A 25,440-nucleotide genomic window follows, 5' to 3' on the forward strand; every position below is an offset into this window, starting at 1 on the left:
GAGGCCGGCGAGTCGGAGGGGGACACCATGACGCGCACGGAGGAACGGCAGCGGAGCGAGGGCCTGTGGGCCCCCGACTTCCTGCAGCTCGGCGGAGACGACCACGACGCCGCAGGCTTCGAGTGCTCGACGACCCGCGGAGGCGTCACCGGAGGTCTGCGCGTCAGTGACGGTGCGCGCGTCGGCGACGGCCGGCTGGTGCTCAGCCAGGTCGGTTCGACGATGAGCTTCCGCGCCCGCGACGTGCTCGGCTGGTGGGACACCTCCTCCGGCGGCGGCGCCACCTTCTCGCTCGCCGTCGAGACGGGCGCGCGGCACACCCTCGTGCTGCTGTCCGAGTTCCGCGGCGCGACCGTGCACGCCATGACCCGGGCGTTCGGGCCGCGCACGCCCCTGGATGGTTTATCCGCTTAACGAATTCCCGCTCCGGCCCATCGACCTCGCGCCCCTTGGCGTGGGAGCCTGATCGGCGATGGACGAGGAGAGCGGCGGGGTCATCCGCTCCGAGATCGGCGGGCGGGACATCGATGAGGCGCGCGCCCTCTTCGAGGACGTCTACAACGGCCACCGCTTCACCGTCGAGCCGAGCGCCGACTTCTCGTACCGCTACACCTCGGTCGGCGATGCCGACGTCACTCTGCGCGGCAGCCACTTCGCCGGCTCGGTGAAGGGCCGGATCCAGACCGAGGGCGAGTACGTCGTCGCCTGGCTCACCGCAGGCGAGGGCGCCACCGATCTCGACGGCGACCCGATGCAGATGCTCTACGGGCGGCCGGCGATGTTCGCGAACGACCGCCCCAGTGCCTTCGAGGTGCACGACTACCGCCAGAACCTGATCCACTTCGACGGCGCCTACCTCGAGAGCCTCGCCGACGAGGTCGAGGGCACCGGAGGCGGTCCCCTGCTCTTCGACACCACCGCGCGCCCCGAGGGCGAGGCCCTGCGCCGGTGGTCGGCCACGGTCGCGACGGTCGCCCGCGTCATCTACGACGCCGACAGCTCCGCTCTGCTGCGCCAGGAGGCGAACCGCACCGTCGCGGTCGCGCTCCTCGACGCCTTCCCGCACGAGGCGCTCGGCGCGCCCAGCGACCTGCTCGTGCCGCGGAGCGGGCGCCTGCGCCAGGCCGTCGAGTACATGTACGCGAACGCGCACCTGCCGCTGCGCACCGAGACGATCGCCGAGCAGGCGGGCGTGAGCCTGCGCACCCTGCAGAGCGAGTTCCGCCGCGAGTTCGGCTTCACCGCGGTCGACTACCTGCGCCGCATCCGCCTCGACGCCGTGCGCAAGGAGCTGCGCGCCGGTGACCCCGGGGCGGTCACCGTCTCGGAGGTCGCGCGCCGCTGGGGGTTCGCGCACCTCGGCCGCTTCTCGGCCTCGTACGCGCACCGGTTCGGCGAGCGGCCGAGCACGACGCTCGACTCGTAGCCGGCCGAGCCTGACAGATAAGGCTCAGGGGCGGATTCCGCGACGGATCCGAGCATTCCGGCGTCTCGGCCTCACTTGAGCAGGCGTTCGCGCCGAGCCGCGACCGGCTCGAGCTCCTCGGTGGCCGTCCCCCGCTCGAGCACGATGTCCACGCGGACGGGTACCTCGGGATCGACGCCGCTCGGGGTGTCGAACACGAAGCTCCAGAGAGCGGCGTCCTCCTGGCAGCCACCGCCACCCGACCACTGCAGCAGCTCCGTCTCGATGCGCACGTGGTCGGCGGCGAGCACCTCGAGCGCCGCCGGCACCGTGGGGCAGTTCCCGCTGCCGGTGATGGTCAGCTCGAACCCCGTCCCGTCCTCGAGCCAGCGCGCACGGCTCTCCATGTACGCCTTCACGGCACCCCGGTAGAAGGAACGGTAGACGGCCCCCTCGGGAGCGGGCTCCAGCGCGCCGAACGTCGCCGGCGGAGTCGGCCGCGCGGGCGACTCGGCGCGCGCGCAGCCGAGCATCGCCAGTCCGACTCCGCACACCCCGGCCAGGATCACCGCACGCCCCCGCATGCGCGTCAGCCTAGGCGCCTACCCTCGGAGCGGGGGCATCGTCGCCCCGCGCATCGGGGGGATGACGGATGACGACCGAGTACCTGCGAGACGGGCTCTTCCTCATGGCCTGGTTCGGGCCCCGAGCTTCGCGATCGGAGTGACGATGGGGGCGACCCTCCTGCTCGCCGCTCCGATCGCCGCGGTGCGGTGGGTGCCCGCCGGGCTCGAGGCGGCGCTCTAGCCGGCGGTCCGAGCCACCTCCTCCAGGCGGGCGACGTGGCCCGGCCACCACTCGGCGGGAACGGGCGGCAGATTGTCGCCGTCGGAGCGGAGGCCCACGGCGCCGTCGATCAGCTCGCGGACGATGTCGGCGTGGCCCGCGTGCCGGTGGGTCTCGACGGTGATGTGCACCAGGATGCGGTGCAGCGTGACGTCGCGGTTCGTCCACCACGGCACGAGGCCGGTGGCGTCGAGCGGCAGGGCGGCGACGGTCGCGTCGGAGTGCGCCCAGACCCGCCGGTACTGCGCGATCACGTGCTCGCGCGACTCCTCGGCGGTCGCCCACATGTCGGCGTTGGGCTCCGACTCGTCCTCCATCCACGGCATCGGCTCGGGGAAGGGGCGGCCGAACGTGGCGCCGAGGTAGCCGGCCTCGGTACCCGAGACGTGCTTGACCAGGCCGAGCAGGTTGGTGCCCGTCGGCACGAGCGGCCGCCGCACGTCGTACTCCGACAGGCCGTCGAGCTTGCGGAGGAGCGCGTCGCGCCCCTCCTGCAGGTAGCGGAGGAGGGTCTGCTTCGGATCGTTGAGGTCGGGGCTCGTCATCGCCCCAGCCTGGCCCGCCCGAGCGCCCGGCGCCACGGCTGCGCGCCGAGCAGAATCGGAGAAGCGGACCGCACGCCGTGCCTCTACCGTGAGGGGCACGACGAGAGGACGACATGAGCACCGACGGGACGGGCGGATTCTCCGCCGAGGAGAAGGCCGCGATGAAGGCCCGCGCGGCCGAGCTGAAGGCGGAGGCGCGGCGCGGCAAGGCGGCTGACAAGGCGGCGGCCGACCGCGCGACGATGTTCGAGAAGATCGCCGAGATGCCCCAGCCCGACCGGGCGCTGGCCGAGCGCCTGCACGAGCTCGTGACGGAGGCAGCGCCCGCGCTGCTCCCGAAGCTCTACTACGGGCAGCCCGGCTGGGCGAAGGACGGGAAGATCGTCGTGTTCTTCCGCAGCGGGCTGGTCGACAAGGCGCGCTACTCCACGTTCGGCTTCAGCGTCGACGCGCAGCTCGACGAGCCGGGCGGACTCTGGCCGACCTCGTACGCGCTCGACCACCTCGACGACGCGGGCGCGGCGCGGCTCACCGAGCTGGTGAGGCGCGCGGCGGGGTGAGTGGTGTCAGCGCGGGTGAGCGGCCGCCTCTCCCTCGCTGGTGACGCGCGCCGCGGGCTGACCGGCGCATTCGCGGGCAACCGGCCGCCTCCCCCTCGCTGATCGAGTAGCCCGCACAGCGGGCGTATCGAGATCCACCAGCGTGAGAAGGCAGGATCTGAGGACTCATCTGCTGACGCTCGTGGGTCTCGATACGCCCCTGCGGGGCTACTCGACCAGCATGGGGGGGGGGGTGTGACGTGCACCCGCTTCTCCGCCACTGCTCGAGTGAGAGGTGAAGCGGCGTCGCGGGCGGGTCAGTCGGGTCGCGATCAGGCGATCGCGATGAGGCGCCGCAGCACATCGAGGTCGATCGCGTCGAGCCGGGTGACGTAGACGCAGCCGGCTCCCTCGGTGAATCCGCCGAGGGACGGCAGCAGCTCCGCGCCCTCGGGCAGGTCCTTCAGCCCGTAGAGCGAGTGCCGCGCCTTCCGCGGCGAGAAGGCGGTCCTCGGCCAGACTCCGGTGCGCCGCGGATCGGAGGGCGAGACGTAGCGGTAGCTGCCGTAGCCGATCATCGTCGGCCCCCAGAGCACGGGATCGACGCCCGTCACCTCGCGGAAGACCTCGGCGAGCCGCAGCCCGTCGAGGCGCCGGCGCTCGGGAGTGACGGCGTCGAGGAACTCGTCGACGCTCGCCTCGGTCGGCAGGGTCTTCTGCTCGGTCATGGGCCCAGTGTGGCCAGCCGGACGCCCACGAGGGAACCCCGGACCGTCGAGGCCGCCTCGAAAGGCGGGCTCCCTCGACGGTCCGGGGTTCCCTCGGTGCAGCGGGTCAGCCGGCGACCGGCACCCGCGGCAGCACCTCGACGCCGACGAGGCGGCGTGACGAGGCGCTGACCGGGGCGGAGGCGCCGACGAGCTCGACCGCGGCGGTCGTCTCCTTCTCGGCGCAGCTCGGCCCGACCCACAGCTCGACGGTGCCCGCCTCGACGGCGCGCACGCCGCTCCGGTCGGTGAAGGCGAGGCGGGCCGACGGCACGTCGAAGCGCACCTCGGCCTCCTCGCCCGCCGCGAGCTCGACCCGGGCGTAGCCGAGCAGCTGCGCGACGGGCCGGGTGACCGACGCGTAGACGTCGCGCGCGTACAGCTGCACCACGTCGACCCCGGTCCGCTCCCCGGTGTTCCGCACGCGCACCGAGACCGTGAAGGCTCCCGATGTCGGCGCCTCGCCCGACTCGAGCGAGAGTCCCTCGTGCGTGAACGTCGTGTACGACAGCCCGTGCCCGAACGGCAGCACCGGAGTGCTGTCGGCGCTCGTCACGTCCGACGGCCCGCCGAGGATCGGGTGCAGGTACGAGAACGGCTGCGCGCCCGCCGAGCGCGGCAGCGACACGGGCAGGTGACCGGAGGGGGTCACGCGCCCCGAGACGACGCCCGCGATCGCGCCGGCCCCCTCCTCGCCCGGGAAGAACGCCTGCACGACGGCCGCCGGTCCCTCGAGCGCCCAGCCCACCGCGTACGGCCGGCCGGTCAGCAGCACGAGCACGACCGGGGTCCCCGTCGCCACGACCGCCTCGACGAGCTCGCGCTGCCGACCCGGCAGCTCGAGGCTCTCGACGTCGTTGCCCTCGCCGACGGTGCCGCGGCCGAACAGCCCGGCGCGGTCGCCGACCACGACGACGGCGACATCGGCACCCTGAGCAGCGGACACCGCCGCCGTAATCCCCGACGCGTCGTCACCCTCGACCGCGCAGCCCTCGGCGAGCACGAAGGTGCCGTCCGGGAACTCGGCGGCGAGCGCCTCCTTCACGGTCGGGATCTCGAAGCCGAGCGGCACGCCCTCGTGGTGCGCGAGCACGTGGTTGGCGAAGGAGTAGCAGCCCATCAGGGCCGGGGCGCTGTCGGAGTTGGGTCCGATCAGCGCGATCCGGTGCGGCGAGGCGAGCGGCAGCACGCCGTCGTTCGTGAGGAGCACGATCGACTCCTCGGCCAGCCTGCGCGCGATGTCGCGGTGCGCCGGAGAGTCGAGGTCGATCGACTCCGGTGCGTCGTCGAAGCGCGCGTCGAGCAGGCCGAGCCGCTCCTTCTGCGCGAGGACCCGCAGCAGCGCGCGGTCGACCAGAGCGATGTCGGCCTCCCCCGAGCGGATGCGCTCGGCCAGCGGCGCGAGGAACGCGTCGCCGGTCGGCAGCTCCACGTCGATGCCTGCCTCGAGGGCGAGCTGCGCCGCCTCCCCGAGGTCGGCCGCGACGGCGTGCATGAGGTGCAGGAAGGCGACCGCGAAGTAGTCGGCGACGACGACTCCGTCGAAGCCCCAGCGCTCGCGGAGCACCCCGGTCAGGTAGGCCGGGGTGGCGCCGACGGGGTCGCCGTCGATCTCGGCGTACGAGTTCATCACCGAGCGCGCGCCGCCGTCGCGGATCGCCATCTCGAACGGAGGCAGCAGCACGTCCGCGATCTCGCGCGGGCCGGCGTGCACGGGGGCGTGGTTGCGCCCGCCGCGGGAGGCCGAGTAGCCGATGAAGTGCTTGAGCGTCGCGTCGACTCCGGCCGACTGCAGACCCTTCACGTAGGCGGTGCCGATCGTGCCGACCACGTACGGGTCCTCGGCGATGCACTCGTCCACCCGCCCCCAGCGCGGGTCGCGGATGACGTCGAGCACCGGAGCGAGGCCCTGGTGGATCCCGAGCTCGCGCATCGAGCCGCCGATCACGGCGGCCATCTCCTCGACGAGCGCGGGGTCGAAGGAGGCGCCCCAGGCGAGCGGAGTCGGGAACGTCGCGGCCTTCCACGCCGCCAGCCCCGTCAGGCACTCCTCGTGCACGATCGCGGGGATGCCCAGCCGGGTCTCCGCGACGAGGCGCCGCTGCTCGGCCCAGAGCCAGTGCGCGCGCTCGATCGGATCGACGGGGCGGGTGCCGTACACCCGGGTGAGCTGGCCGATCCCCTCCCGCGTCGCGTCCTCGTAGCGGGTCGACGTGGCCATCTCGCCCGCGAGCGGAGCGACGACCTCGCCGCCCTGGTCGACCCAGTAGCCGACGAGCTGCGTCAGCTTCTCCTCGAGCGTCATGCGGCCGAGGAGGTCGGTGACGCGGGCGGACGGTGCCTGCGATGCGGTCACAGTGCGATCCTCTCGGTTCTCGGTGGAGCGGCGGTCCTCAGGGGCGCGGTGATCCTCTGCGGAGCCTCCGGTCTCGCTGGAACGGCCGGTCTCGGCGGAGCGGGTGACGTCGAGCGTCATCCCTTCACGGCCCCGGTGAGACCGCCGACGATGCGGCGCTCGAAGACGCTGAAGAAGATCAGCGCCGGGATCATCGACAGCGACACGAAGGCGAGCACCTTCGCCGTGTCGACGGAGTACTGCGACGAGAACGCCTGCACGCCCAGCGGCAGGGTGAACGTGCTCTCGTCGTTGAGGATGAACAGCGGCAGCAGGTAGCTGTTCCAGCTCGCGATGAACGCGAGGATGCCCGTCGTGATGACACCGGGCATCGCCAGGCGCACGACCATGCGCCAGAAGAAGCCGATGCGGCTGCAGCCGTCGATGAAGGCCGCCTCCTGGATCTCGTCGGGGATCGCGCGCAGGAACGGCACAAGGATGATGATCGTCGTGGGCAGGCCGAACGCGATCTGCGGCAGCACCACTCCGGCGAGCGAGTTCATCAGGCCGAGGCTCTTGATCACCAGGTAGAGCGGAGTGATCGCGACGGTCATCGGGAACATCAGGCCGGCCGCGAAGAGCGCGTAGAACACGCCGCGACCGCTGAAGGAGTAGCGGGCGAGCACGTAGCTCGCCATCAGCCCCAGCACCACGACGCCCAGCGTCGTCGCGAGCGCGGCGATGGCGGAGTTGCCCACCTCGCGCCAGAAGATGCCTCCGGTGATGACGTCGATGTAGTTCTGCACGTTCCACGGCGAGGGGAAGCCCGCCGGGTCGGTGGTGATCTGCGCGTTCGTCCGGAACCCGCCGATGATGATGTACGCCACCGGGGCGAGCATCAGCGCGATCACGACGATCGCCACCGCGTAGGCGATGAGCGTGCCGCGACCGAGCGGGCGCTTGCGCGGCTTCTGCCTGTTCACCGTGATCGGCGATGCGGTGCCGGGCGGTACGGCTGTCAGAGTGCTCATCGCTTGTCTCCCGTGAGTGCGCCGTCGGTGTCGCGCCGCAGCACGAAGCGCTGGTAGAGCAGCGCGACGATGAGCGAGACGAGGAAGAGGACGACGGCGACGGCGTTGCCGTAGCCGTAGTTGCCGGCGTTGCGTCCGTTGGTGACGAGGTACGTCGCCATGGTCGAGGTGCCGGCGGTCGAGGACACGTACTGGCCCCAGATGATGTAGACGAGGTCGAACAGCTGCAGGGCGCCGATGATCGACAGGAACGCCCAGATGCGCAGCGTCGGAGCGAGCAGCGGGAGGGTGATCCTCCGCTGGACCTGCCAGTACGTCGCACCGTCGATGGCCGCCGCCTCGGACAGCTCCTCGGGGATGCCCTGGAGCCCGGCGAGGAAGAGGATGACGGCGAAGCCGACGTACTTCCACGTGATGATCAGCATCAGGGTCCAGATGGCGATGGCGGGATCCGACAGCCAGTCCTGCTTCAGAGCGCCGAGGCCGACGTTCTCGAGGAAGCCGTTGACCGCACCGCTGGTCTGGAGCATCAGGCTCCAGCCGGTGCCGACCACGACCTCCGAGATCACGTAGGGCACGAAGATCAGCACGCGGATGATCGACTGCCCGCGCAGCTTGCGGTTCAGCAGCAGCGCGATGAGGATCGCCACCGGCCCCTGGAGCACGAGCGACAGGATCACGATCGTGCCGTTGTGGCTGAGCGCCTCGTGGAAGGTCGGGTCCTGGAGGATCGTGAGGTAGTTCTTGAAGCCCACGAAGTCGGTCGGGACCCCGTAGCCCTGCCAGCTGAAGAAGCCGTAGTAGGCGGCCATCACGACCGGGAAGATCACGAAGGCGAGGAACACGATCAGGGCCGGGCCGACGAGGATCGCGACCTCGAGGCGTCCCGACCAGCCGAGTCCCCGGCGGCGCCGGCGCACCGGGGGCACCGCAGTGGTGCCCCCGGTACTCGGACGCTCGCGCGGCGGTTCCGCTCCGAGGAGCGGGCTCTCGCGGAGCGCCACGGTCTAGGCCTTGGCCGCTGCGGCGTTGACGGCCTCGACGAGCTGCTCGGGGCTGCTCTTGCCGGCGAGCAGGTCGACGACTCCGACGTTCAGCGCGTTGCCGACGTTGAGGCCGTAGACGGTGTCGAGCCACTGCGAGACGTACGGCGCCGAGTTGTACGCGGCGAGGATGTCCTGCAGGTAGGGCTCGGTGACGGCCTCCTGGGCGACGGTGTTCACCGGCGGGGCGTTGAAGGCGGCGTAGTACTCCTTCTGCACGTCCGAGGTGGCGAGGTAGTTCAGGAAGTCGACGCACTCATCGGGAGCGTCGACCGAGCAGGAGTAGCCGTCGACACCGCCCATGATCGAGCCGGGCTCGCCCTCTCCGCCGTCGATCTCGGGGAAGGGGAACCAGCCGAGGTCGGGCAGCGGCTGCTCGTCGGGGGTGAGGGAGGCGATGACGCCCGGGTTCCAGGCGCCCATGAGCTCCATCGAGGCCTGGTGGTTGGCGAGCAGACCCGCCGAGCTGCCGGCGCCCTGCTGGGCGGCGGTGGTCAGGAAGCCCTCGTTGAACGGCTCGGTCTCGGCGAAGGACTGCAGGTCCTCGCCGGCCTTCAGCCAGCACTCGTCCGAGAAGTCCTTCGAGTCGGCCGCCTCGGCCATGGTGTCGGCGCTGCACTCGCGCAGCGCGAAGAAGTAGAACCAGTGCGCGGCGGGCCAGGCGTCCTTGCCGCCGAGCGCGACGGCCTGGGTCCCGCTCGCCTTCAGAGCGGTCACCGCCGAGTCGAGCTCGTCGATCGTCTTCGGGGTCTCGGTGATGCCGGCCGCGGTGAAGAGGTCCTGGCTGTAGAAGACACCGCCGGGCAGCACGGCGACGGGCATGGCGTAGACCTTGTCGTCGATCGTGTTCGCCGAGAACGAGCCCTCGGGGATCTCGCTGCGGGCCTCATCCGAGATGCTGCCGGTGAGGTCCTTGACCTGGCCGCCGGCCACCATCGCCTGGAGCTTGCCGCCTCCGCGCTGGAGGAAGAGGTCGGGCGCGTCACCGGAGTTGAGCGCCGTCTGGAGCTTGCCGTCCAGGTCCTCGTTCTGGATGGCCTGCGCGTCGATCGTGACGCCGGGGTTGGCCGCCTCGAAGTCGGCGATGGTCTTCTCCCAGAACTCCTGGCCGGGGCCGGTGGTCGAGTTCTGCCAGAGGGTCATCGAGACGGAGCCGTCGGAGGACCCCGCGTCCTGGGCCGAGCAGCCGCTGAGGGCCGCCGCGGCGCCGAGCAGGGCGACTGTGGCCACTGCGAGCTTTCTGAACTTCATCGTTCGAACCGTTCTCTTCGCTGAGAAGGCGCCGCCAGGGAGAGCGGCGCCGGAGGTGCGCCCACCGAGGCGGGCACGCTCAGTCTCAGTTGAGGCCCGGCGATCGACAAACGTTTTCGAAATCATTTTCGACGACCGGCGTTATAGTCGGTCGCATGCCACTGCGCCCCTCGATCCACGACGTCGCCGCCGCCGCCGGCGTCTCGGTCGCCACCGTGTCCAAGGCGGTCAACGGCCGCTACGGAGTGGCCCCCGCCACGGCCTCGCGCGTGCTCGAGATCGTGCGCCAGCTCGGCTACGAGTCGAGCCTCGTCGCGAGCAGCATGCGCTCCCGGAGGACGGGGGTCGTCGGCGTCCTCGTCGCGGGCTTCGAGCCGTTCAGCGCCGAGATCCTCAAGGGCGTCGGCTCCGTGCTCCGCCAGTCGCGCTTCGACCTGCTCGCCTACAGCGGCTCGCACGAGGGCGAGCAGGAGGGCTGGGAGCGGCGCTCGCTCAGCCGCCTGAGCGGCACCCTCATCGACGGAGCGATCATGGTCACGCCCACGGTCGTCAGCGCACCGTCCGACATCCCGCTCGTCGCCGTCGACCCGCACACCGGGCGGGCCGACCTGCCCACCGTCGAGTCCGACAGCTTCGGCGGGGCGCTGCAGGCCACCCGGCACCTGATCGCGCTCGGTCACCGCCGCATCGGCTTCGTGGCGGGCCGCGTCGACCTCCGCTCGGCGCGCCTGCGCGAGGCCGGCTACCGCGCGGCACTGTCGGAGGCGGGGATCGCCTTCGACGAGCGCCTCCTCCGCATCGGCAGCTACGACCACGACACCGCGCGCCGGCCCGCGTCGACGATGCTGTCGCAGCCCGACCGGCCGACCGCGGTGTTCGCCGCGAACGACGTCTCGGCCATCGCCATCATCGAGACCGCCGCCCACCTCGGCCTCGACGTGCCGCGCGACCTCTCGGTGGTCGGCTTCGACGACGTCCCGGAGGCCGCCCGTTTCGACCCGCCGCTCACGACCGTCCGCCAGCCGATGCAGACCCTCGGCGCCACCGCGGCCGAGATGCTGATCGCGCTGATGGCGGGCGAGACCCCGCGCTCGATGCACGTCCAGCTCCCGACGCAGCTCGTGCGCCGCGCCACGACGGCACCGCCCCTGTGAGCGCCGACGACGTGCGCGCCGTGCACGACGAGCTCTTCGACGCGCTGGAGCTGACCGACCTGCCCGCCCTCGAGACCCTCCTCGACGAGCGCTTCGTCATCGAGCACCCGACCGGCCTCGTGCAGTCGCGGGCGGAGTGGCTGGCCGATCTCGACGAGGACCGCAAGTCCTACCACGCGATCGACCACGTCGAGAGCGCGGTCTCCGGAGGCGCGGCGCACCCGGTGCTGACCTCGCGCACCCTCACCGAGGCCACCATGGGCGGCCTCCACGCCACCTGGCGCCTGCAGCTGACGAGCCGCCTCGTCGAGCTCGACGGGGCGTGGGTGATCACCCGGACGGTCGTGTCGACGTGGTGACGGGGGCGGGGCGCGCGCGGTCGGGACCTCGGGGTCTTCTGCAGACCGGGATCGTGTCCCGATCGGCGCCCCGTCACCGGGCGCATGAGCGGGCGGCTCATACGGCACGGAACGCCCCGCAGTGGTCCGCGAGGTGTGTCCTCGTCCGAGCGTGGCGGTCGACGACCCTCATGAGCTGCACCGCCCATCGCGTTGCTAGCGTCGAGGGATGGCGAGCATCTCCTACCCGAAGCAGCTTCCTACCGGCGGTCGGGTCGAAGTGCCCGCACCGTCGATGGGAGTACCTGAGCACCTGCACGAGCGACTGCACTCTGCCGTCCGCCAGCTCGCTTCGCGCGGCTTCGATGTCCGCATCAGGCCGCACGTGATGATCGGCGGCCTCGTTCCGCCGTCCGTCGCCGAGCGCGTCGCCGATCTCCACGACGCCTTCCGGAGCGGTGACACGGTCCTCCCGCCCTGGGGCGGGGAGCTGGCCATCGAGCTGCTCGACACGATCGACTGGCGAGCCCTGGCGGACGCCCGCTCCTGGTTCGTCGGCTGGTCCGACATCTCGACCCTGCTCCTGCCACTGACGACCCTCACCGGGCTCGCGACGATGCACGGCGCGAACCTGATGGACGAGCCGTGGGAGCTGCCTGTCGAGTTCGAGCGCTGGACGGACGTCGCCGCCCTCCCCGCGGGAAGCACTTTCACGCAGCGGGCCGCACCGCGGCGCCGCAGCCGCCCCTGGGGAGCGTGGGAGGACGAACCTCTCGACCGCGATCGGGCCTACGAGGCTCCGACCCGCTGGCGACCCCTCGACGGGACCGCCGCCGTCGCGATCCGGGGACGGCTCATCGGCGGCTGCCTCGAGACCGTCTCCCCTCTGGCCGGCACGCCGTACGGTGACGTCCCGGGCTTCGCCCGGCGCCACGCACCGGAGGGCACGATCGTCTACCTGGAGGCGGCCGAGTCGACCGCGCCCACCGTCCTCAGAATGCTCACCTCCCTCCGCCTCGCCGGCTGGTTCGACCACGCGAAGGGCGTCCTGATCGGACGGACCGGCGGTAGCACCGTTCCCGGACTGAGCCAGGACGACTCGATACGACGCGCCCTCGGCGGTCTCGACATCCCCGTGATCCTCGACTTCGACACCGGACACCAGCCTCCGCAGATGCCTCTCGTCAACGGAGCACTCGCCGACGTCGTGCTGGACGGAGAAGCCGCCTCGATCACCCAGCAGCTCATCCCCTGAGCTGCCCGCTCGGCGATCTCCTATCGGAACGTCAGGCGTACCCCGAGAGGGCCTCACAACAGAGCGGCGGGCACGCGGACGTACGTCCGCGTGCCCGCCGTCATCGTTGTCCGGGTCAGAGTCCGAGGGAGGTCGAGGTGGTGCGCCAGGTGTCGAGGTCGTCGCGTCGCTGATCGAGGATCGTCTCGACGACGCTCACTGCGTCCTCGCCGGCCGCGAACCGCAGGGGCGGCCGGTCGGCGGCCACGAGGTCGAGGGTGGCCTGGGCGAGCTTGTCGGGGTCTCCGACCTGCTGGTGATTCATGTCGTCCTGGGACTTGCGGAACGCGGCGGATTCCTCGGCGTAGTCCTCGATGGTGATGTCGCCGTAGACGACGGAGCTGCTGTCGAGGAAGTCGGTCTTGAAGAACCCGGGCTCGACGATGGTCGCTTCGATCCCTAGGGGAGCGAGCTCCTTCTTCAGTCCCTCCATCCACCCCTCGAGGGCGAACTTCGAGGCGCTGTAGACGCTGCTGCCGGTGACGCCGAACGTGCCGGCGATGGAGGAGATGGTGATGACGTGGCCGCTGCCCTGTCGGCGCATGAGGGGCAGAACGGCGCGGGTGACCTCCATCGTCCCGTAGAGGTTGGTGTCGATCTGCTTCTTCACGAGGTCGAAGCTGGTCTCCTCGAACAGGCCGAGCTGGCCGTAGCCGGCGTTGTTCACGAGGACGTCGATACGACCGAACTTCGCCTCGGCCACCGCGACGGCCGCGGTGATCCGCTCGGCAGAGGTGATGTCGAGGGCTTCGGCGAGGAGGGCGTCGGAGGCGCCGAGGGCGTCGGTGACCGTCTCGGCGCGGCGGGCGGTCGCGACGACGTTGTGGCCGGCGGCCAGGGCGGCCTTCGCGATGGATGCGCCGATGCCGCGGTTCGCGCCGGTGATGAACCAGGTCTGCTGCTCAGTCATGGTGTTCTCCTTCTGTCAGTTGGGCCTGTGGGCCGAGAGCGCGGCTCGCGTGCTCGTGATCTCCACGACACCACCGTCTGAGCGGGGGAACGTGGCCGAGGTTCGCCCGGGGCATGAGTTGCCCGGGGTCGGATTGACCCCCCTCTATCGGTCCCGGCGCGATCTACCGTGGAAGGCATGGACCAGAAGGCAGAGCGGCGCGAGTTCTTGACGTCGCGCCGTGCGAACCTCACCCCCGACGAAGCAGGCATCGTCTCCTACGGGGGCGTGCGCCGCGTCCCCGGGCTCCGCCGTGAGGAAGTTGCTCAGCTCGCGGGGGTGAGCGTCGACTACTACACCCGGTTCGAGACGGGGAAGATCGCCGGCGTCTCCGACACCGTTCTCGAGTCCATCGCCCGGGCCCTGCGCCTCGATGACGCTGAACGAGCACATCTTCGCGACCTGGTGGCCACTCCGTCCACGCGCGGACGCCGCGCACTGCGCGCCCCGGCCCATCAGCAAGTCCGTCCCGGCGTGCGGCTGCTCCTCGATTCGATGGGTGACGTCCCAGCGATGATTCAGAACGGCCGGATGGACATCCTCGCCAGCAACGCCCTCGGGGACGCCCTCTACCTCGGGTTCGGGGCGACGCCGGAGCGGCCTGCGAACTTCGCCCGGTTCGTGTTCCTCGACCCCCGGGCCCCCGAGTTCTACGTTGACTGGGCTCGAGCTGCCGCGGACTCGGTGGCGATGCTGCACCTGCACGCCGGCAGGCACCCTGAGGACAAGGCTCTGGCCGATCTGATCGGGGACCTCTCGGTCCACAGTCAGCCGTTCCGCCAGTGGTGGGCCCAGCACGACGTCCGCATCCACTCCGCCGGCAGCAAGAGCTTCCACCACCCGATCGCTGGGGACCTCACCGTCGCGTTCGAGTCGTTCGATGTCGCCGCTGATGACGGCCAGATCCTCCTCACCTACACCGCCGAGCCCGGCTCGCCCTCGGCCGGCGCACTCGGGCTCCTCGCGAGCTGGATCGCCACCGAGCAGCCGGCACGCCCCACCGAGCCCGCCACCGACTCGAGCCGTATGAGCGGCACCGCGTGACCGCCCACGACGCGGCCCGCGCCTCGTCTACTACGGCCGGCGCTGGCAGATTTCCGCTGCTTTCCGTGCTCGTGCTGGCCTTCGCCGGGTTCGTCAGCGTCACCACGGAACTGATGCCCTCAGGGCTCCTCACCGAGATCGCGCCCGCACTCGGGGCGTCGGTCTCAGTGACGGGCACCATGACCTCCGTCTACGCGCTCGGCATCGTCCTGACCGTGCTGCCCCTGACCAGGCTCACCCTGACGATGACCCGCCGCCGGGTCCTCGTCGGCACGGTCCTCCTGTTCGTCGCCAGCAACATCGTCGTCGCCCTCGCCCCGAACCTGCCCGTGGCGCTCGTCGGCCGGTTCCTCGGCGGCGCCTCGCACGGGCTCCTCTGGGCGGTACTACCACCCGTCATCGGTCGCATCGCCAACCCCGCCCACGCCGGCCGGGCCATGGCGATCGTCTTCACCGGCAACAGCCTCGGACTCGCCGCCGGCGCACCCCTCAGCGCCCTCCTCGGCGGAGCGGTCGGATGGCGCATGGCCTTCGTCGTCATCGCCGCCGCAGGGCTCGCCACCGCGGCGGTACTGCTCCGGGTCGTCCCGCCCATCAAGATGCAGCAGCACGAGCACATGCCTTTTCTTCAAGCCGCTCGCCTCCCTGGCGCTCTGCGGGTCTCGGTCGGCTGGGCCCTGATGCTCCTCGGCCACTTCGCCGTGTTCACATACATCGCCCCGTACCTCGAAGACGCAGGCCTCGGCGGAGCCGCCGTCAGCGGCTCCCTCTTCGTTCTCGGCGTCGCCGGAATCCTCGGCGTCACCCTCGCCGGCCGCGTCCCCCGACGAGCGCTGCTCGCAGGACTCCTCGTCTCGCCGGCCCTGATCGTTGTCGCGTTCGGGGTGCTGGCGATCGCGCCCCTGTCGACATCGCTCGTCGTGGCCGTTCTCATCACCTGGGGCGCCGGCTTCGCCGCCGCCGTCCTGTTCAACCAGCAAGCCGTCCTCGTCGCAGGCCAGCGAGCCCCCGAAACAGTCACCAGCGTCTCGGTCCTGGTGATGCAGTTCGGAATCGCCCTCGGAGCCACCGTAGGTGGAGTCGCCGTCGCCGCCTGGAGTGTTTCCGCGACCCCACTCACCGGACTCGTGTTCGTTGCCGCCTCTGCTGTCCTACTCGTCGGAATGCGGCCCGCGCTGAGAGTGTCCGTGTAGCCAGCCCACGGGACTCGTCGCGTTCGTCAAAACCCACGCCATCAAGCGCTGCCAAATTCACCGCCAACGAGCGCGAACATCCACGAATTTTCGTGGCACTCGGTGTCGCTTCTGCGTGTACCGGTGAGCGATCCCCTATCGGAACGCAGAAGAGCCCCGGACACCGACGTGTCGGTGTCCGGGGCTCTTCGAGGTGGTCAGGCGGAGAAGACCTGCTTGGCGACGGTGATCGCGGACATGGCCTTGGGCCAGCCGGCGTAGAAGGCGACGTGGGTGATCGCCTCGATGATCTCGGTCTCGGTGAGGCCGTTCTCCTTGCCGTAGTTCAGGTGGTACGGCAGCTGCGCGGCGTTGCCGCCGGTGATGAGCGCGGTGATGGTCACCAGGCTGCGATCACGGGGCGAGAGCTCCGGGCGCGCCCAGACGTCTGCGAAGAGGACGTCATCGGTGAGGGAGACGAGCTTCGGGGCGAAGTCTCCGATCATCTGCTGGGTCGCGGAGGACTGGGTCGCGGAGGGCTGGGTCGCGTCGGTCATGGTTGCTCCTTCAGGGGGTGGGGTCGGGTTACGCGGCCGCGGTGTTCGCGGTGCCGTTGTAGTCGTCGTCGGTGATGTGCTCGAGCCAGGTGTTCGTGGTCGCGGGGTCCTCGCCGTTCTCGACCATCGCGAGGTGCTCCATGAACACGCCGGGCGCCGAGGCGTGCCAGTGCTCCTGTCCGGGCGGGGTGTAGAGCGTCTGCCCGGGGTGGACCTCGATGATCCGGCCGTCGCGGGTGCCGAAGCGGCCGATGCCCTGCGTGACGCGGAGGTACTGGCCGTGCTCGTGGGAGTGCCAAGCGGTGCGGGCGCCGGGAGCGAAGCGGACGGTGACGACGACCATGTGCTGGTCGGGCTCGTGGGGCTGCGCGATGGGATCCATCCACACGTCGCCGGCGAACTGCGCGGCGGGCACGACGGTGGTGGGAACGGCGGGTTCGATGTTCATGGGTGAGGCCTTCCTCAGTCAGGGGATGGTGTCGGCGGGAACCCCCTCGGAGGTCGCCTGCCAGAGGGCGAGGAGGCGGATCGCGTCCTCGTAGGGGGTGCCGGGAGTGGGCGGGTAGACGAGCATCGTCAGGCCCTCGTCCGGGCCGAGAATCAGGGCCTCGTAGTTCAGCCGCAGATCCCCGACGACGGGGTGGTGGAAGTGCTTCTCACCGGACACGTGACGGGTGACGTTCTGCGCCGCCCACCTGCTGCGGAACTCACTGCTTCGGGTGGAGAGGTCCCCGACGAGACCGGTGAGGGCCTTGTCGTACGGGTCACGGCCGGCCTCGGCGCGCAGCAGCGCCACCATGTCGTCCGCGGACCGGTCCCACTCGGGATAGAACCGTCGAGCGCGCGCATCCAGGAACACGAAGCGGGCGTGGTTCACCGGTCGGGCCGGTTGCACGTACATCTCCGAGTAGAGCGCGCGTCCCAGCTCGTTCGCGGTGAGGATGTCGCCCCTGCCGTTGCGGATCACCGCCGGGACGCTCGACACGCTGTCGAGCACGAGCTGCATGCTCGCGCGGATCACCGGCCTGCGAACAGGCCGCTGACGCGGGACAGCTCCGGCCCCGAGAACCTGCGCGAGGTGGATCAGGTGCTCACGCTCCACCTCGTCCAGCTGCAGCGCACGAGCGAGCGCATCGAGCACCGCCTCCGACACTCCCCCGGCCGCACCGCGTTCGAGGCGGGCGAGGTACTCGACGCTGACGCCGGCCAGCATCGCGACCTCGCTGCGCCGAAGCCCCGCCACCCGACGAGTCCCACCCGAAGGGAGCCCCGCCTGCTCAGGGCTGAGGCGCGCCCTCCGCGAGGAGAGGAACGCCCCGAAGCTGTTCTCGTTGATGTCCACGGCTTCGACGCTACGTTCCCCCGTCGACGCGAGGGACGCCCACGTTGTACGCCCCTCCGCGGAACACCCCTCCTAGCGTCCCGGACGCCGATCCCCTCACGGGATGCTCAATGCGACAGCTGAACAGCGACGCTCCCGGCTACGTTCGACCAACATGCCGACGGACCGAGCTCGGAGGCGGCTCATGCCGGACACGACCGCACACCTGCCTCTCTCGCTCGACGGTTCCGTCGCCGGCCCGGATCAGAGTCGGAGGAACCTCTTCGAATACGCGGCATCGAGCTGCACGCCTGGCACATCGGCGATCCGCGCGCTACTCAAGCGGACGCGCAGGCCGCTGACTGGTTGATGCGCCCTCGCGGGGCGTACGTGATGGGCCGCAACAGGTTCGGCCCGGTCCGAGGTCGCCGGGACGAGGAATGGCGCGGCTGGTGGGGCGACGAACCGACGTATCACGCACCCGTCTTCGTGTTGACGCATCACCTCACGACCCGATCGAGATGGCGAGCGGGACGACCTTCCACTTCGTCACAGAAGGCTCTGCCACCGCTCACGCCCGAGCCGTCGAAGCAGCCGACGGCCAGGGTGTGCGCGTCGCCGGCGGAGCGTCCACCGTGCGTCAGGCTCCGGCTGCCGCCGACCGGTCGAGGTACTGCACTCGCCCTTGGCGACGCACGTGCGCTACCTGCGCTGACGCGCGGGATCCGTCTCCCCGAACGCCGACGAGAACGATCAGCCCGCGGTGAGCGCTCGACGATCCCCTATCGGGACTCGGACTCGACAGACGACACCTTGAGTTCGCAGTCGAGGACACAGTCCTCCAGGTCTGCGAGTCCCGACCGGACCGTGCCCACCCGGACGAGCGCGGCGTCACCCACTCCCGAGCCGTCGTGCGTGAAGACGACGAGCTCGCGGTGGGTCGGCGACCAGACGACGTCTCCCGCTCGGTAGTGGGCGACCGCCTCCGCCGAGGCGAGGGCCCCCGACACGGTGACGTCCTCGGCGACGAGCGCGGCGCCCATACGGTCCTCGAACACGAGGGAGGCGGGGAGCCCGGTCGCGATCGAGCGCGCGGCGGGTGAGTTCTCGAACTCGATGGTGATCGCGGTCACGTCGGCGGAGGAGAGCGGGACGGGAACGGGGAACGCGAGAGCTGGAGCGAGCAGCGCGATGAGTCCTGCCTGGGCGAGAGCACCGAGGAGGGCTCCCAGACGGCGACGCGACGACGCGGCCGTCGTGCGGACGATCGGGGCGCCGTCGGTCTCGCGGTCGTCGGTCGCGCTCAGGGGGAGTCTCATCTGCGCCTCCGTGGTCGAATCGAAACGGTGACCGCGGCGGTCGACCAGTGCTGCCTCTGTGGTACGACTCAGCGAACCGCTCGGCGAGTGCCCGTGGGAGTCCCGTCGCTGACGCGCCCTCTCAGGGCGCCCCACTCCGGCCGAGGGTCGACCTACTGTTGCCGCATGGTCGATCGATCCGAGATCCGCGAGTTCCTGGTGTCGCGCCGCGCCCGCGTCGAACCCGAGCAGGTCGGCCTCCCGCGCGGGACGGACCGGCGGGTGCCGGGCCTGCGCCGAGGCGAGGCCGCCGCGCTGGCCGGCGTCAGCGTCGAGTACTACGCCCGGCTCGAGCGGGGCGCGATCGGCGGCGCCTCCGACGCGGTCCTCGACGGACTCGCCCGCGCCCTGCGCATGGACGCCGCCGAGCGCGAGCACCTCGGCAGACTCGCTCGCGGTGCAGGAGACGGACCGTCGGCCCGCAGCCGGAACAGGGCGGCGCCCGCGTGGGCCCCCTCCCCCAGCGTCCGGTGGATGCTCGACTCCGTCGGCACCGCCGCCGCCCTCATCGGGAACGGCCGCACCGATCTGCTCGCCGGGAACCGCCTCGGCCGCGCGCTGATGTCGGACCTGATCGCCACCGCGACGACACAGCCGCCGAACTTCGCCAGGTTCCTCTTCCTCGAGCCCGCCTCCCGCCTCTTCTACCCGGACTGGGACGCCGCCGCGCGCATGAATGTCGCCCAGCTGCGCACCGAGGCCGGGCGCGACCCGCACAGCAAGGAGCTGCACGACCTCGTCGGCGAGCTCTCCACCCGCAGCGACCACTTCCGGCACCTCTGGGCCCAGCACGACGTCTGGCAGCACGACTCCGGCACCAAGCGCTACCACCACTCCGCCGTCGGCACGATGACGCTCCACTTCGACGGCCTCGACCTCGTCGGTCACCCCGCGATCCAGCTCACCGTGCTCACCGCGGAGCCCGGCTCCCCCGACCACGACGCACTCCTGCTGCTCGGCTCCCTCTTCACCACACCGGCGGAAACCGACCGCACGGTGGACTTGAAGAAAAGGTAGAGAGCCGACCTTCACGGAGAGGTGAAGCAGTAGCCCGGTCGACAATCGCAGTCCCGAAGAACCATCCCCATAGGGGGACCGCGTGCCGACGAGAGATCCTGCTCAACGGTCTCGACGACGCGCTCTCGACACGCGTACAGGGATCCCGACTCGGCGCTTCGCTGGCATGTACCCGTATTTGTCCGCCCATAGCTCCGGCTCGCTCGCGCGGTCGATCCAGCGCAACGAGTACACGCGCCCTCGGACGTCGACCGAGGCTTCGAGAAGTTCCTCGAAGAGCGACTCATCCCCCAGCTCGAAACCGTCCTCGTAGGCGGGGCCCACGCGCGGATGGGATTCGTCGAAGGCAGGCTCGTAGAAGAACGTCCACGCGATCCCCCAACGCGGATCGCTCAGCTCCCGTCTCCACCACCGGCCACTGGCCGCGAGGTGAGCGCCGACCTGCACCGAGAAGTAGCCCGCTAGCTCACCCTCGAATGATGCCTCAGCGAGAGCCTCGCGGAACCGCTCGAGTTCAGGACGCAATTGCGACGAATCACGCTTGCTCGAGTGGAAGAACATTCGCTGACGGTACTGCGCCGCACTGGCGAGGACGAGCGCCGCTGACATACTGGCCGAATGACGATGGCGAAGCCCGTCATCGGACGCGAGCGGGAGTCCGAGGCCCTCCGAGACGCTGTCCGCGACGTCGAGAGCGGCGGTTCCGCGTTCGTGATCGACGGTGAAGCGGGCATCGGCAAGACGTCGCTGGTCGCGGACGTGATCGAGTACGCGACCGGCCGCGGCGCGCGGATCCTGACGACCACCGGCACCCTGGCCGAGTCGACCGAGCCGTACGCCGCGCTGCACATGCTCCTGTACCCGTTGCGCGGCGGCATCCCGTCGCTTCCGGCACCGCAGCGACACGCACTGGACGTCGCGTTCGGGGTCGAGACAGGTGTCCAGCCCTCGCCGCTGCTCGCAGGACTCGCGGCGCTGACCCTGCTCTCCGACGCCGTCGCCGAGCATCCTCTCCTGGTCGTCGCCGAGGACCTGCACTGGATCGACGCGCCGTCCGAATGGGCACTGCGGATGATGGCGCGGCGTGTCGCTGAGGATCCGATCGTCATGGTCATGACCACACGGAACACGGACACGGCGGTGGAGGCGGGGCTTCGACGCCTGCATCTCGCCCCGCTGGACGAGGCGGCTGCCGACGAACTGCTCGAGGGGATTCCGGAGGCTCCCCGGGGTCGGGCTCGACGCGACCTCCTGCTTAGAGCCGAGGGCAATCCGCTGGCGCTGCGCGAACTCGGCCGCTCGGCGTCGGCGGGCCGGACGCGGGATCGACCTACCGCGGGCAGAGTCGAGCAGGAGTTCGCCGGTCGATACGCGAAGCTGGACCCGTCGATCAGGCTGGCCGTCCTCGCCGTGGCGCTGTCCGAGGGCACCAGTGCGGAGGAAGCGGCGCGCGTGGCCGCACGCACCATCGGGCGGTTCCCCGCGCCGACCTGGACGGAGCAGGCGTCGGCGTCCTCACTCCTCGAGTGGGTCGCTCCGCGCGCGATCCGCTTCCGCCACCCGCTCGTCCAGTCGGCCGTGCTGGCAGCGGCGTCGCCGACCGAGCGGGCCGCGGTCCTGCGGTCGCTCGTGCTCGAGCACGAGCACGATCCGGCGCGGACGATCTGGTGGCGTGCCGAGCTGGCGACCGGCTACGACGATCCGCTCGCCGAGGAGATCGCAGCGCTCGGCGACGGCAGCGCGGCGATGTCCGACCCGTTCGCTGCGAGCCGCGCCTACGAGCGCGCGGCTGAACTGACATCCGACGTCGCCGGCCGAGTCGAGCGGCGCGTCATCGCAGCGGAGCTCGCCGGATTGTCCGGGAGGATCTCCGAAGCGTCGCTCCTGGTGCAGCGAGCACGCGACGAGGCGCCCGATCGGCTGCTCGCGGCGCGCGCGAAGTGGGTCGCCGAGACCCTGCCCACCGGCACGAACAGGCTCGCCGCCGGCGACCTCGCCCCTGCGCTGCACGCCGTCTCCGAGATGCAGGCGGCCGGCGGGAGCGGACTCGCTGCGGCCGCTCTGCTGCACCTGGCCGCGATCGCCTGGGATCACACCTCCGAGGCGAACCCGGGCGACCCGATGCTCGTCGTCGTCGACTCCCTCGCGCTCCCGGAGGACGATCCGCGGTCGATCCTCCTGGCAGCCCGGACCGAGCCCGTGGCACGCGGCGACAGTGTGCTGGAACGCGCACTCGCCTCGGCCCCGACGGCCCTGGACGAGGAGTCGGCATGGCTCCTCGGGTACGCCCTCAACCTCGTCGGCGAGATCGACACGGCCCGCGTCCTGCTCGACCGGGCCCTCGCGAGCATGCGGGCGAGGGGGGACCTGCGGACGTTCCCTCAGGCGCTGATGGGGAGCTCCATGACCACCTACCTCGCCGGCGACGCCGCGGGAGCCCGTGTCCTCGCAGAGCAGGGCCTCACGCTCGGCCACGACCTGGGAGACCCGGGGTTCTCGACCGCGGCACGGTGCGCACTCGCCTGGTTCGACGCCCTCGAGGGGGAGCAGCCGGACGTCGAGCGGATCGCGGCAGCGACGGACGCGGGCCGACAGGTCCTCCGCTCCAGCGCGATGCGGGCGACCGTCCTCGGGGCGGCCGGGGCCGCGCATCTCGTCTCCGGCCGAGCGGCGGAGGCGCTCGAGCGCCTCCGCTGCCTGCTCGACCCGGGCCACGACGCCTATCACCCGTGGTTCGCCGTCGTGACCTCGCACGACTTCGTCGACGCCGCGCTGGAGTCCGGCAAGCGCACGGACGCCGAGCAGCGGCTGGCGGGCCTCGAGCTGCTCCACGCGCGCTGGCACGCACCCATGGTGCGGACGGCCGTCGACTACGCCCGGCTCGCGCTCCTACCCGACGACCAGCTCGAGCCGGCGTGGGCGGCACTGCGGCACGAACGCTGGCCGATCCCGTACTTCCAGGCCCGCGCGCTCCTCCGACTGGGCCGGCGTCTTCACCGGGCGGGCCGGAACGACGCCGCCCGCTCCGCTCTGCACGCCGCCCTCGACCTCTTCGGGGCGATGCCGGCACCGGCCTGGGAGGAGCGTGTGCGAGACGCCCTCCGGGCCACGGGCGAGCGATCGCCGGTCTCCGGGCGGCGGGGCCTCGAACTGCTCACACCGCAGGAGCTCCGTGTCTGCACGCTCGCGGCGCGAGGGATGAGCAACCGTGCCATCGGTGAGCGCCTCTTCGTCTCGCCCCGGACGGTCGGTGCGCACCTGTACGCGGCCTTCCAGAAGCTCGGGATCTCGAGCCGGCAGCAGCTGCCGATGGCCCTGACGACCGACGGCACTCTGAGTCCGTCCGCGGACGACTAAGTCACCCGGCGCCGGATCTCGGTCATCGTGACCGATGCGCCGCCGCAACGCGCGGCCGTACCGTCACGAGCGGAATCACGCACCTCCGCTACCGGCACAGTCCTGCGCCACCGGTGCGGATCAGGAAGGACATCGCCATGCCCGACTCCCCCACCATCGTCCTCGTCCACGGAGCGTTCGCTGACGCCGCCAGCTGGGCGCCCGTCACGAAGCTCCTCCTGGACCAGGGCCACAAGGTCTTCGTTCCGCCGGTGTTCAACCGCAGCCTGTCCGGGGATGCGGCCTACATCAGGTCCTTCGTCGAGCAGATCGACGGGCCGGTCCTCCTCGCCGGGCACTCCTACGGCGGCGCGATCCTCACCGTCGCCGGCGTCGCCGAGAACGTCGTCGGACTGGTGTTCGTCGCCGCCTACGCACTCGAGGAGGGCGAGAGCCTCGGCGCCCTCCAGGGAGGGTTCCCCGACAGCGACCTCGCCGCGAACCTCGTGTACGCGCCCTACCCCGTCGACGGCGCCGAGCCCGGAACCGACGTCTCCGTCGCGATCGACGCCTTCCCCGCCGTGTTCGCGGACGGGCTCGAACTCGAGAAGGCGAAGGTCCTCGCGGTCTCGCAACGTCCGTTGTCCGCCGTCGCGTTCGGCGAGCCCGCATCCGCGGCCGCGTGGAGGACCACGCCGTCCTGGGGCATCGTCTCGAGCGCCGACCGCACCATCAACCCCGATGTCGAACGCTTCGGCTACAAGCGCGCCGGGGTCCGCAGGGTGATCGAGATCGACGGACCTCACCTGGTGATGCAGACGCACCCCACCGAGGTCGCCTCGTTCATCACCGACGCCGTCGCCGAACTCGGCTGACCCCGAAGCCGGCACCAGACCACCGACGAACAGCCTCAGGAGGGCGACCATGGGATACGTGACCACCGACGACGGTGCAGAGATCTACTTCAAGGACTGGGGAAGCCACGACGCGCAGCCCATCGTGTTCCACCACGGCTGGCCGCTGTCCTCGGACGACTGGGACGCGCAGATGCTCTACTTCCTGGCCGAGGGCTACCGCGTGATCGCGACCGACCGGCGGGGCCACGGGCGCTCGTCGCAGATCGGCACCGGCCACGACATGGACCACTACGCCAGTGACGTGTCCGCCGTCGTCGAGCACCTCGACCTGCGCGACGCGGTCCACATCGGCCACTCCACCGGAGGCGGCCAGGTCGCCCGGTACGTCGCCCGGTTCGGCCAGCCGCAGGATCGGGTGACGAAGGCTGTCCTGGTGTCGGCCGTCCCGCCGCTGATGGTGAAGACGGAGGCGAATCCCGAGGGCACCGACATCTCGGTCTTCGACGGGTTCCGCGAAGCGCTGGCCGCGAACCGCGCCGGGTTCTTCCGGGCGGTCGCCTCCGGGCCGTTCTACGGCTTCAATCGCCCCGGCGCCACGATCTCGGAGCCGGTGATCGACAACTGGTGGCGGCAAGGGATGACGGGCAGCGCCCTCGCGCACTACGAAGGCATCAGGGCGTTCTCGGAGACCGACCAGACCGAGGACCTGCGCGCCATCACCGTGCCCGTCCTCGTCCTCCAGGGCGACGACGACCAGGTCGTGCCCTATCGGGACGCCGCCGTGAAACAGGCCGAGCTTCTCAGCGACGCGACCCTGAAGATCTACGAGGGCTACCCGCACGGGATGCTGACGACCCACGCCGACGTCATCAACCCCGACATCCTCGCGTTCATCCGGGGCTGACGCCGCCGAGGCGGAGTTCGGCGGTCCGAGCAGGAGGAGCGGTGCGGGGGGTGTCCGGCCCACCCGCATCGCTCTTCGACGGAGTCGCGCCCGCCGCCTCCGCGTCGCTGCGTCGGGGGTACTCGCCGCCGCCACCGCGGTGGATCACGGCGATCGGCGCTGGTGCAGCTCCGATAGGAGGTGCTCTCTCGTTCTGAGTGCGGCGGTCGGGGACTTCTCTGCGGCACGACCATCCGTTACGCCGGCCGCTCCGAAGACCGATCGCATGTCCTGGTGCCGACAGGGCGGCATTCGACCCGATCGGACGCCGCCCTCCGGGAGCCCCTCCACTTCTCGACGTGACGAGCGACCATTCCGTTGCGGGACTCGGTGCCGCT

At 70.9% G+C, this 25,440-nt stretch carries 25 protein-coding genes; 12 read left to right on the plus strand and 13 right to left on the minus strand.

Annotated elements, in window-relative coordinates; genetic code table 11:
* Positions 1–27 precede the first annotated feature (27 nt).
* Together GRS96_RS01375 and GRS96_RS01380 are read left to right on the plus strand one after the other, a co-directional pair.
* The gene (locus GRS96_RS01375) at positions 28–414 is read left to right on the plus strand and encodes a hypothetical protein (protein WP_159987517.1); all 387 of its coding nucleotides are present in this window, start codon (positions 28–30) and stop codon (positions 412–414) included.
* 58 nt (positions 415–472) lie between these two features.
* Positions 473–1,426: a helix-turn-helix transcriptional regulator gene (locus tag GRS96_RS01380; protein WP_159987518.1), complete on the plus strand. Its 954-nt coding sequence runs from the start codon at positions 473–475 to the stop codon at positions 1,424–1,426.
* Between the two features lie 71 nt (positions 1,427–1,497).
* On the opposite strand, the gene GRS96_RS01385 is transcribed toward GRS96_RS01380, so the two are convergent.
* Both GRS96_RS01385 and GRS96_RS01390 read right to left on the minus strand, forming a co-directional pair.
* Positions 1,498–1,989, minus strand: a complete 492-nt coding sequence (locus tag GRS96_RS01385; RefSeq protein WP_159987519.1) for a hypothetical protein — start codon at positions 1,987–1,989, stop codon at positions 1,498–1,500.
* Positions 1,990–2,208: 219 nt separating this feature from the next.
* Positions 2,209–2,796: a DinB family protein gene (locus GRS96_RS01390; RefSeq protein WP_159855210.1), complete on the minus strand. Its 588-nt coding sequence runs from the start codon at positions 2,794–2,796 to the stop codon at positions 2,209–2,211.
* A 113-nt stretch (positions 2,797–2,909) separates the two neighbouring features.
* Between GRS96_RS01390 and GRS96_RS01395 the strand changes: the two genes are divergently transcribed.
* Positions 2,910–3,356, plus strand: a complete 447-nt coding sequence (locus GRS96_RS01395) for a DUF1801 domain-containing protein (RefSeq protein WP_159855208.1) — start codon at positions 2,910–2,912, stop codon at positions 3,354–3,356.
* Positions 3,357–3,667: 311 nt separating this feature from the next.
* Here GRS96_RS01395 and GRS96_RS01400 read toward each other — a convergent pair whose 3' ends face one another.
* The 5 genes from GRS96_RS01400 to GRS96_RS01420 all read right to left on the minus strand — a co-directional run bounded on the left by GRS96_RS01400 (position 3,668) and on the right by GRS96_RS01420 (position 9,762).
* Positions 3,668–4,063: a DUF1801 domain-containing protein gene (locus tag GRS96_RS01400; protein WP_159987520.1), complete on the minus strand. Its 396-nt coding sequence runs from the start codon at positions 4,061–4,063 to the stop codon at positions 3,668–3,670.
* 106 nt (positions 4,064–4,169) lie between these two features.
* On the minus strand, positions 4,170–6,407 hold the full coding sequence (locus tag GRS96_RS01405) for a beta-glucosidase (protein ID WP_236553672.1): 2,238 nt from the start codon (positions 6,405–6,407) through the stop codon (positions 4,170–4,172).
* A 167-nt stretch (positions 6,408–6,574) separates the two neighbouring features.
* Positions 6,575–7,468, minus strand: a complete 894-nt coding sequence (locus GRS96_RS01410) for a carbohydrate ABC transporter permease (RefSeq protein WP_159855202.1) — start codon at positions 7,466–7,468, stop codon at positions 6,575–6,577.
* Entirely contained in the window at positions 7,465–8,472 is a 1,008-nt protein-coding gene (locus tag GRS96_RS01415; RefSeq protein ID WP_159987522.1) for a carbohydrate ABC transporter permease, read from the minus strand. Before GRS96_RS01415 ends, GRS96_RS01410 begins: the two co-directional genes overlap by 4 nt.
* 3 nt (positions 8,473–8,475) lie before the next feature.
* Positions 8,476–9,762, minus strand: a complete 1,287-nt coding sequence (locus tag GRS96_RS01420) for an ABC transporter substrate-binding protein (RefSeq protein WP_159855198.1) — start codon at positions 9,760–9,762, stop codon at positions 8,476–8,478.
* 155 nt (positions 9,763–9,917) lie between these two features.
* Between GRS96_RS01420 and GRS96_RS01425 the strand changes: the two genes are divergently transcribed.
* The 3 genes from GRS96_RS01425 (at position 9,918) to GRS96_RS01435 (ending at position 12,509) form a co-directional block, all read left to right on the plus strand.
* Positions 9,918–10,916 carry a LacI family DNA-binding transcriptional regulator gene (locus GRS96_RS01425; RefSeq protein WP_159855196.1) on the plus strand — a complete coding sequence of 333 codons (999 nt, stop codon included), beginning with the start codon at positions 9,918–9,920 and terminating at the stop codon, positions 10,914–10,916.
* Positions 10,913–11,275, plus strand: a complete 363-nt coding sequence (locus GRS96_RS01430) for a nuclear transport factor 2 family protein (protein WP_159855194.1) — start codon at positions 10,913–10,915, stop codon at positions 11,273–11,275. Before GRS96_RS01425 ends, GRS96_RS01430 begins: the two co-directional genes overlap by 4 nt.
* Before the next feature lie 208 nt (positions 11,276–11,483).
* Positions 11,484–12,509 (plus strand): S66 family peptidase, encoded by a 1,026-nt coding sequence (locus GRS96_RS01435; RefSeq protein WP_159987523.1) that lies wholly within the window; start codon positions 11,484–11,486, stop codon positions 12,507–12,509.
* Positions 12,510–12,624: 115 nt separating this feature from the next.
* On the opposite strand, the gene GRS96_RS01440 is transcribed toward GRS96_RS01435, so the two are convergent.
* Positions 12,625–13,458, minus strand: a complete 834-nt coding sequence (locus GRS96_RS01440; RefSeq protein ID WP_159987524.1) for an SDR family NAD(P)-dependent oxidoreductase — start codon at positions 13,456–13,458, stop codon at positions 12,625–12,627.
* A gap of 177 nt (positions 13,459–13,635) precedes the next feature.
* Between GRS96_RS01440 and GRS96_RS01445 the strand changes: the two genes are divergently transcribed.
* Both GRS96_RS01445 and GRS96_RS01450 read left to right on the plus strand, forming a co-directional pair.
* Complete coding sequence (locus tag GRS96_RS01445; protein WP_159987525.1) at positions 13,636–14,541, plus strand: helix-turn-helix transcriptional regulator; 906 nt, start codon at positions 13,636–13,638, stop codon at positions 14,539–14,541.
* A gap of 65 nt (positions 14,542–14,606) precedes the next feature.
* Entirely contained in the window at positions 14,607–15,734 is a 1,128-nt protein-coding gene (locus tag GRS96_RS01450; RefSeq protein ID WP_159987526.1) for an MFS transporter, read from the plus strand.
* Between the two features lie 197 nt (positions 15,735–15,931).
* Here the strand turns inward: GRS96_RS01450 and GRS96_RS01455 are convergent, their stop codons facing one another.
* The 4 genes from GRS96_RS01455 to GRS96_RS01475 form a co-directional block, all read right to left on the minus strand.
* Positions 15,932–16,270 carry a carboxymuconolactone decarboxylase family protein gene (locus tag GRS96_RS01455; protein WP_159987527.1) on the minus strand — a complete coding sequence of 113 codons (339 nt, stop codon included), beginning with the start codon at positions 16,268–16,270 and terminating at the stop codon, positions 15,932–15,934.
* A 28-nt stretch (positions 16,271–16,298) separates the two neighbouring features.
* The gene (locus GRS96_RS01460; RefSeq protein ID WP_159987528.1) at positions 16,299–16,718 is read right to left on the minus strand and encodes a cupin domain-containing protein; all 420 of its coding nucleotides are present in this window, start codon (positions 16,716–16,718) and stop codon (positions 16,299–16,301) included.
* Positions 16,719–16,736: 18 nt separating this feature from the next.
* Positions 16,737–17,612 (minus strand): helix-turn-helix transcriptional regulator, encoded by an 876-nt coding sequence (locus GRS96_RS01465; RefSeq protein ID WP_236553537.1) that lies wholly within the window; start codon positions 17,610–17,612, stop codon positions 16,737–16,739.
* 761 nt (positions 17,613–18,373) lie between these two features.
* The gene (locus GRS96_RS01475) at positions 18,374–18,910 is read right to left on the minus strand and encodes a cyclophilin-like fold protein (RefSeq protein WP_159987529.1); all 537 of its coding nucleotides are present in this window, start codon (positions 18,908–18,910) and stop codon (positions 18,374–18,376) included.
* A 165-nt stretch (positions 18,911–19,075) separates the two neighbouring features.
* On the opposite strand from GRS96_RS01475, the gene GRS96_RS01480 reads away from it, so the two are divergent.
* The gene (locus GRS96_RS01480; RefSeq protein WP_159987530.1) at positions 19,076–19,966 is read left to right on the plus strand and encodes a helix-turn-helix transcriptional regulator; all 891 of its coding nucleotides are present in this window, start codon (positions 19,076–19,078) and stop codon (positions 19,964–19,966) included.
* A 102-nt stretch (positions 19,967–20,068) separates the two neighbouring features.
* On the opposite strand, the gene GRS96_RS01485 is transcribed toward GRS96_RS01480, so the two are convergent.
* Positions 20,069–20,527 (minus strand): hypothetical protein, encoded by a 459-nt coding sequence (locus tag GRS96_RS01485; protein WP_159987531.1) that lies wholly within the window; start codon positions 20,525–20,527, stop codon positions 20,069–20,071.
* A 57-nt stretch (positions 20,528–20,584) separates the two neighbouring features.
* Here GRS96_RS01485 and GRS96_RS01490 point away from each other — a divergent pair, with 57 nt between their 5' ends.
* From GRS96_RS01490 to GRS96_RS01500, 3 genes are all read left to right on the plus strand, one after another.
* Positions 20,585–23,323, plus strand: a complete 2,739-nt coding sequence (locus GRS96_RS01490) for an AAA family ATPase (RefSeq protein ID WP_159987532.1) — start codon at positions 20,585–20,587, stop codon at positions 23,321–23,323.
* A 137-nt stretch (positions 23,324–23,460) separates the two neighbouring features.
* Positions 23,461–24,177: an alpha/beta fold hydrolase gene (locus GRS96_RS01495; protein ID WP_159987533.1), complete on the plus strand. Its 717-nt coding sequence runs from the start codon at positions 23,461–23,463 to the stop codon at positions 24,175–24,177.
* A 49-nt stretch (positions 24,178–24,226) separates the two neighbouring features.
* The gene (locus GRS96_RS01500; RefSeq protein WP_159987534.1) at positions 24,227–25,063 is read left to right on the plus strand and encodes an alpha/beta fold hydrolase; all 837 of its coding nucleotides are present in this window, start codon (positions 24,227–24,229) and stop codon (positions 25,061–25,063) included.
* The last annotated feature ends 377 nt before the right edge of the window (positions 25,064–25,440 follow it).

The organism is Rathayibacter sp. VKM Ac-2803 (genome assembly GCF_009807175.1).
Classification (GTDB): Bacteria; Actinomycetota; Actinomycetes; order Actinomycetales; family Microbacteriaceae; genus Rathayibacter.

Coding starts and splice junctions, on each gene's coding strand:
- GRS96_RS01375 (WP_159987517.1), top strand. CDS start 28: ATGACGCGCACGGAGGAACGGCAGCGGAGCGAGGGCCTGTGGGCCCCC.
- GRS96_RS01380 (WP_159987518.1), top strand. CDS start 473: ATGGACGAGGAGAGCGGCGGGGTCATCCGCTCCGAGATCGGCGGGCGG.
- GRS96_RS01385 (WP_159987519.1), bottom strand. CDS start 1,989: ATGCGGGGGCGTGCGGTGATCCTGGCCGGGGTGTGCGGAGTCGGACTG.
- GRS96_RS01390 (WP_159855210.1), bottom strand. CDS start 2,796: ATGACGAGCCCCGACCTCAACGATCCGAAGCAGACCCTCCTCCGCTAC.
- GRS96_RS01395 (WP_159855208.1), top strand. CDS start 2,910: ATGAGCACCGACGGGACGGGCGGATTCTCCGCCGAGGAGAAGGCCGCG.
- GRS96_RS01400 (WP_159987520.1), bottom strand. CDS start 4,063: ATGACCGAGCAGAAGACCCTGCCGACCGAGGCGAGCGTCGACGAGTTC.
- GRS96_RS01405 (WP_236553672.1), bottom strand. CDS start 6,407: ATGACGCTCGAGGAGAAGCTGACGCAGCTCGTCGGCTACTGGGTCGAC.
- GRS96_RS01410 (WP_159855202.1), bottom strand. CDS start 7,468: ATGAGCACTCTGACAGCCGTACCGCCCGGCACCGCATCGCCGATCACG.
- GRS96_RS01420 (WP_159855198.1), bottom strand. CDS start 9,762: ATGAAGTTCAGAAAGCTCGCAGTGGCCACAGTCGCCCTGCTCGGCGCC.
- GRS96_RS01425 (WP_159855196.1), top strand. CDS start 9,918: ATGCCACTGCGCCCCTCGATCCACGACGTCGCCGCCGCCGCCGGCGTC.
- GRS96_RS01435 (WP_159987523.1), top strand. CDS start 11,484: ATGGCGAGCATCTCCTACCCGAAGCAGCTTCCTACCGGCGGTCGGGTC.
- GRS96_RS01440 (WP_159987524.1), bottom strand. CDS start 13,458: ATGACTGAGCAGCAGACCTGGTTCATCACCGGCGCGAACCGCGGCATC.
- GRS96_RS01445 (WP_159987525.1), top strand. CDS start 13,636: ATGGACCAGAAGGCAGAGCGGCGCGAGTTCTTGACGTCGCGCCGTGCG.
- GRS96_RS01455 (WP_159987527.1), bottom strand. CDS start 16,270: ATGACCGACGCGACCCAGCCCTCCGCGACCCAGTCCTCCGCGACCCAG.
- GRS96_RS01460 (WP_159987528.1), bottom strand. CDS start 16,718: ATGAACATCGAACCCGCCGTTCCCACCACCGTCGTGCCCGCCGCGCAG.
- GRS96_RS01475 (WP_159987529.1), bottom strand. CDS start 18,910: ATGAGACTCCCCCTGAGCGCGACCGACGACCGCGAGACCGACGGCGCC.
- GRS96_RS01480 (WP_159987530.1), top strand. CDS start 19,076: ATGGTCGATCGATCCGAGATCCGCGAGTTCCTGGTGTCGCGCCGCGCC.
- GRS96_RS01485 (WP_159987531.1), bottom strand. CDS start 20,527: ATGTTCTTCCACTCGAGCAAGCGTGATTCGTCGCAATTGCGTCCTGAA.
- GRS96_RS01490 (WP_159987532.1), top strand. CDS start 20,585: ATGACGATGGCGAAGCCCGTCATCGGACGCGAGCGGGAGTCCGAGGCC.
- GRS96_RS01495 (WP_159987533.1), top strand. CDS start 23,461: ATGCCCGACTCCCCCACCATCGTCCTCGTCCACGGAGCGTTCGCTGAC.
- GRS96_RS01500 (WP_159987534.1), top strand. CDS start 24,227: ATGGGATACGTGACCACCGACGACGGTGCAGAGATCTACTTCAAGGAC.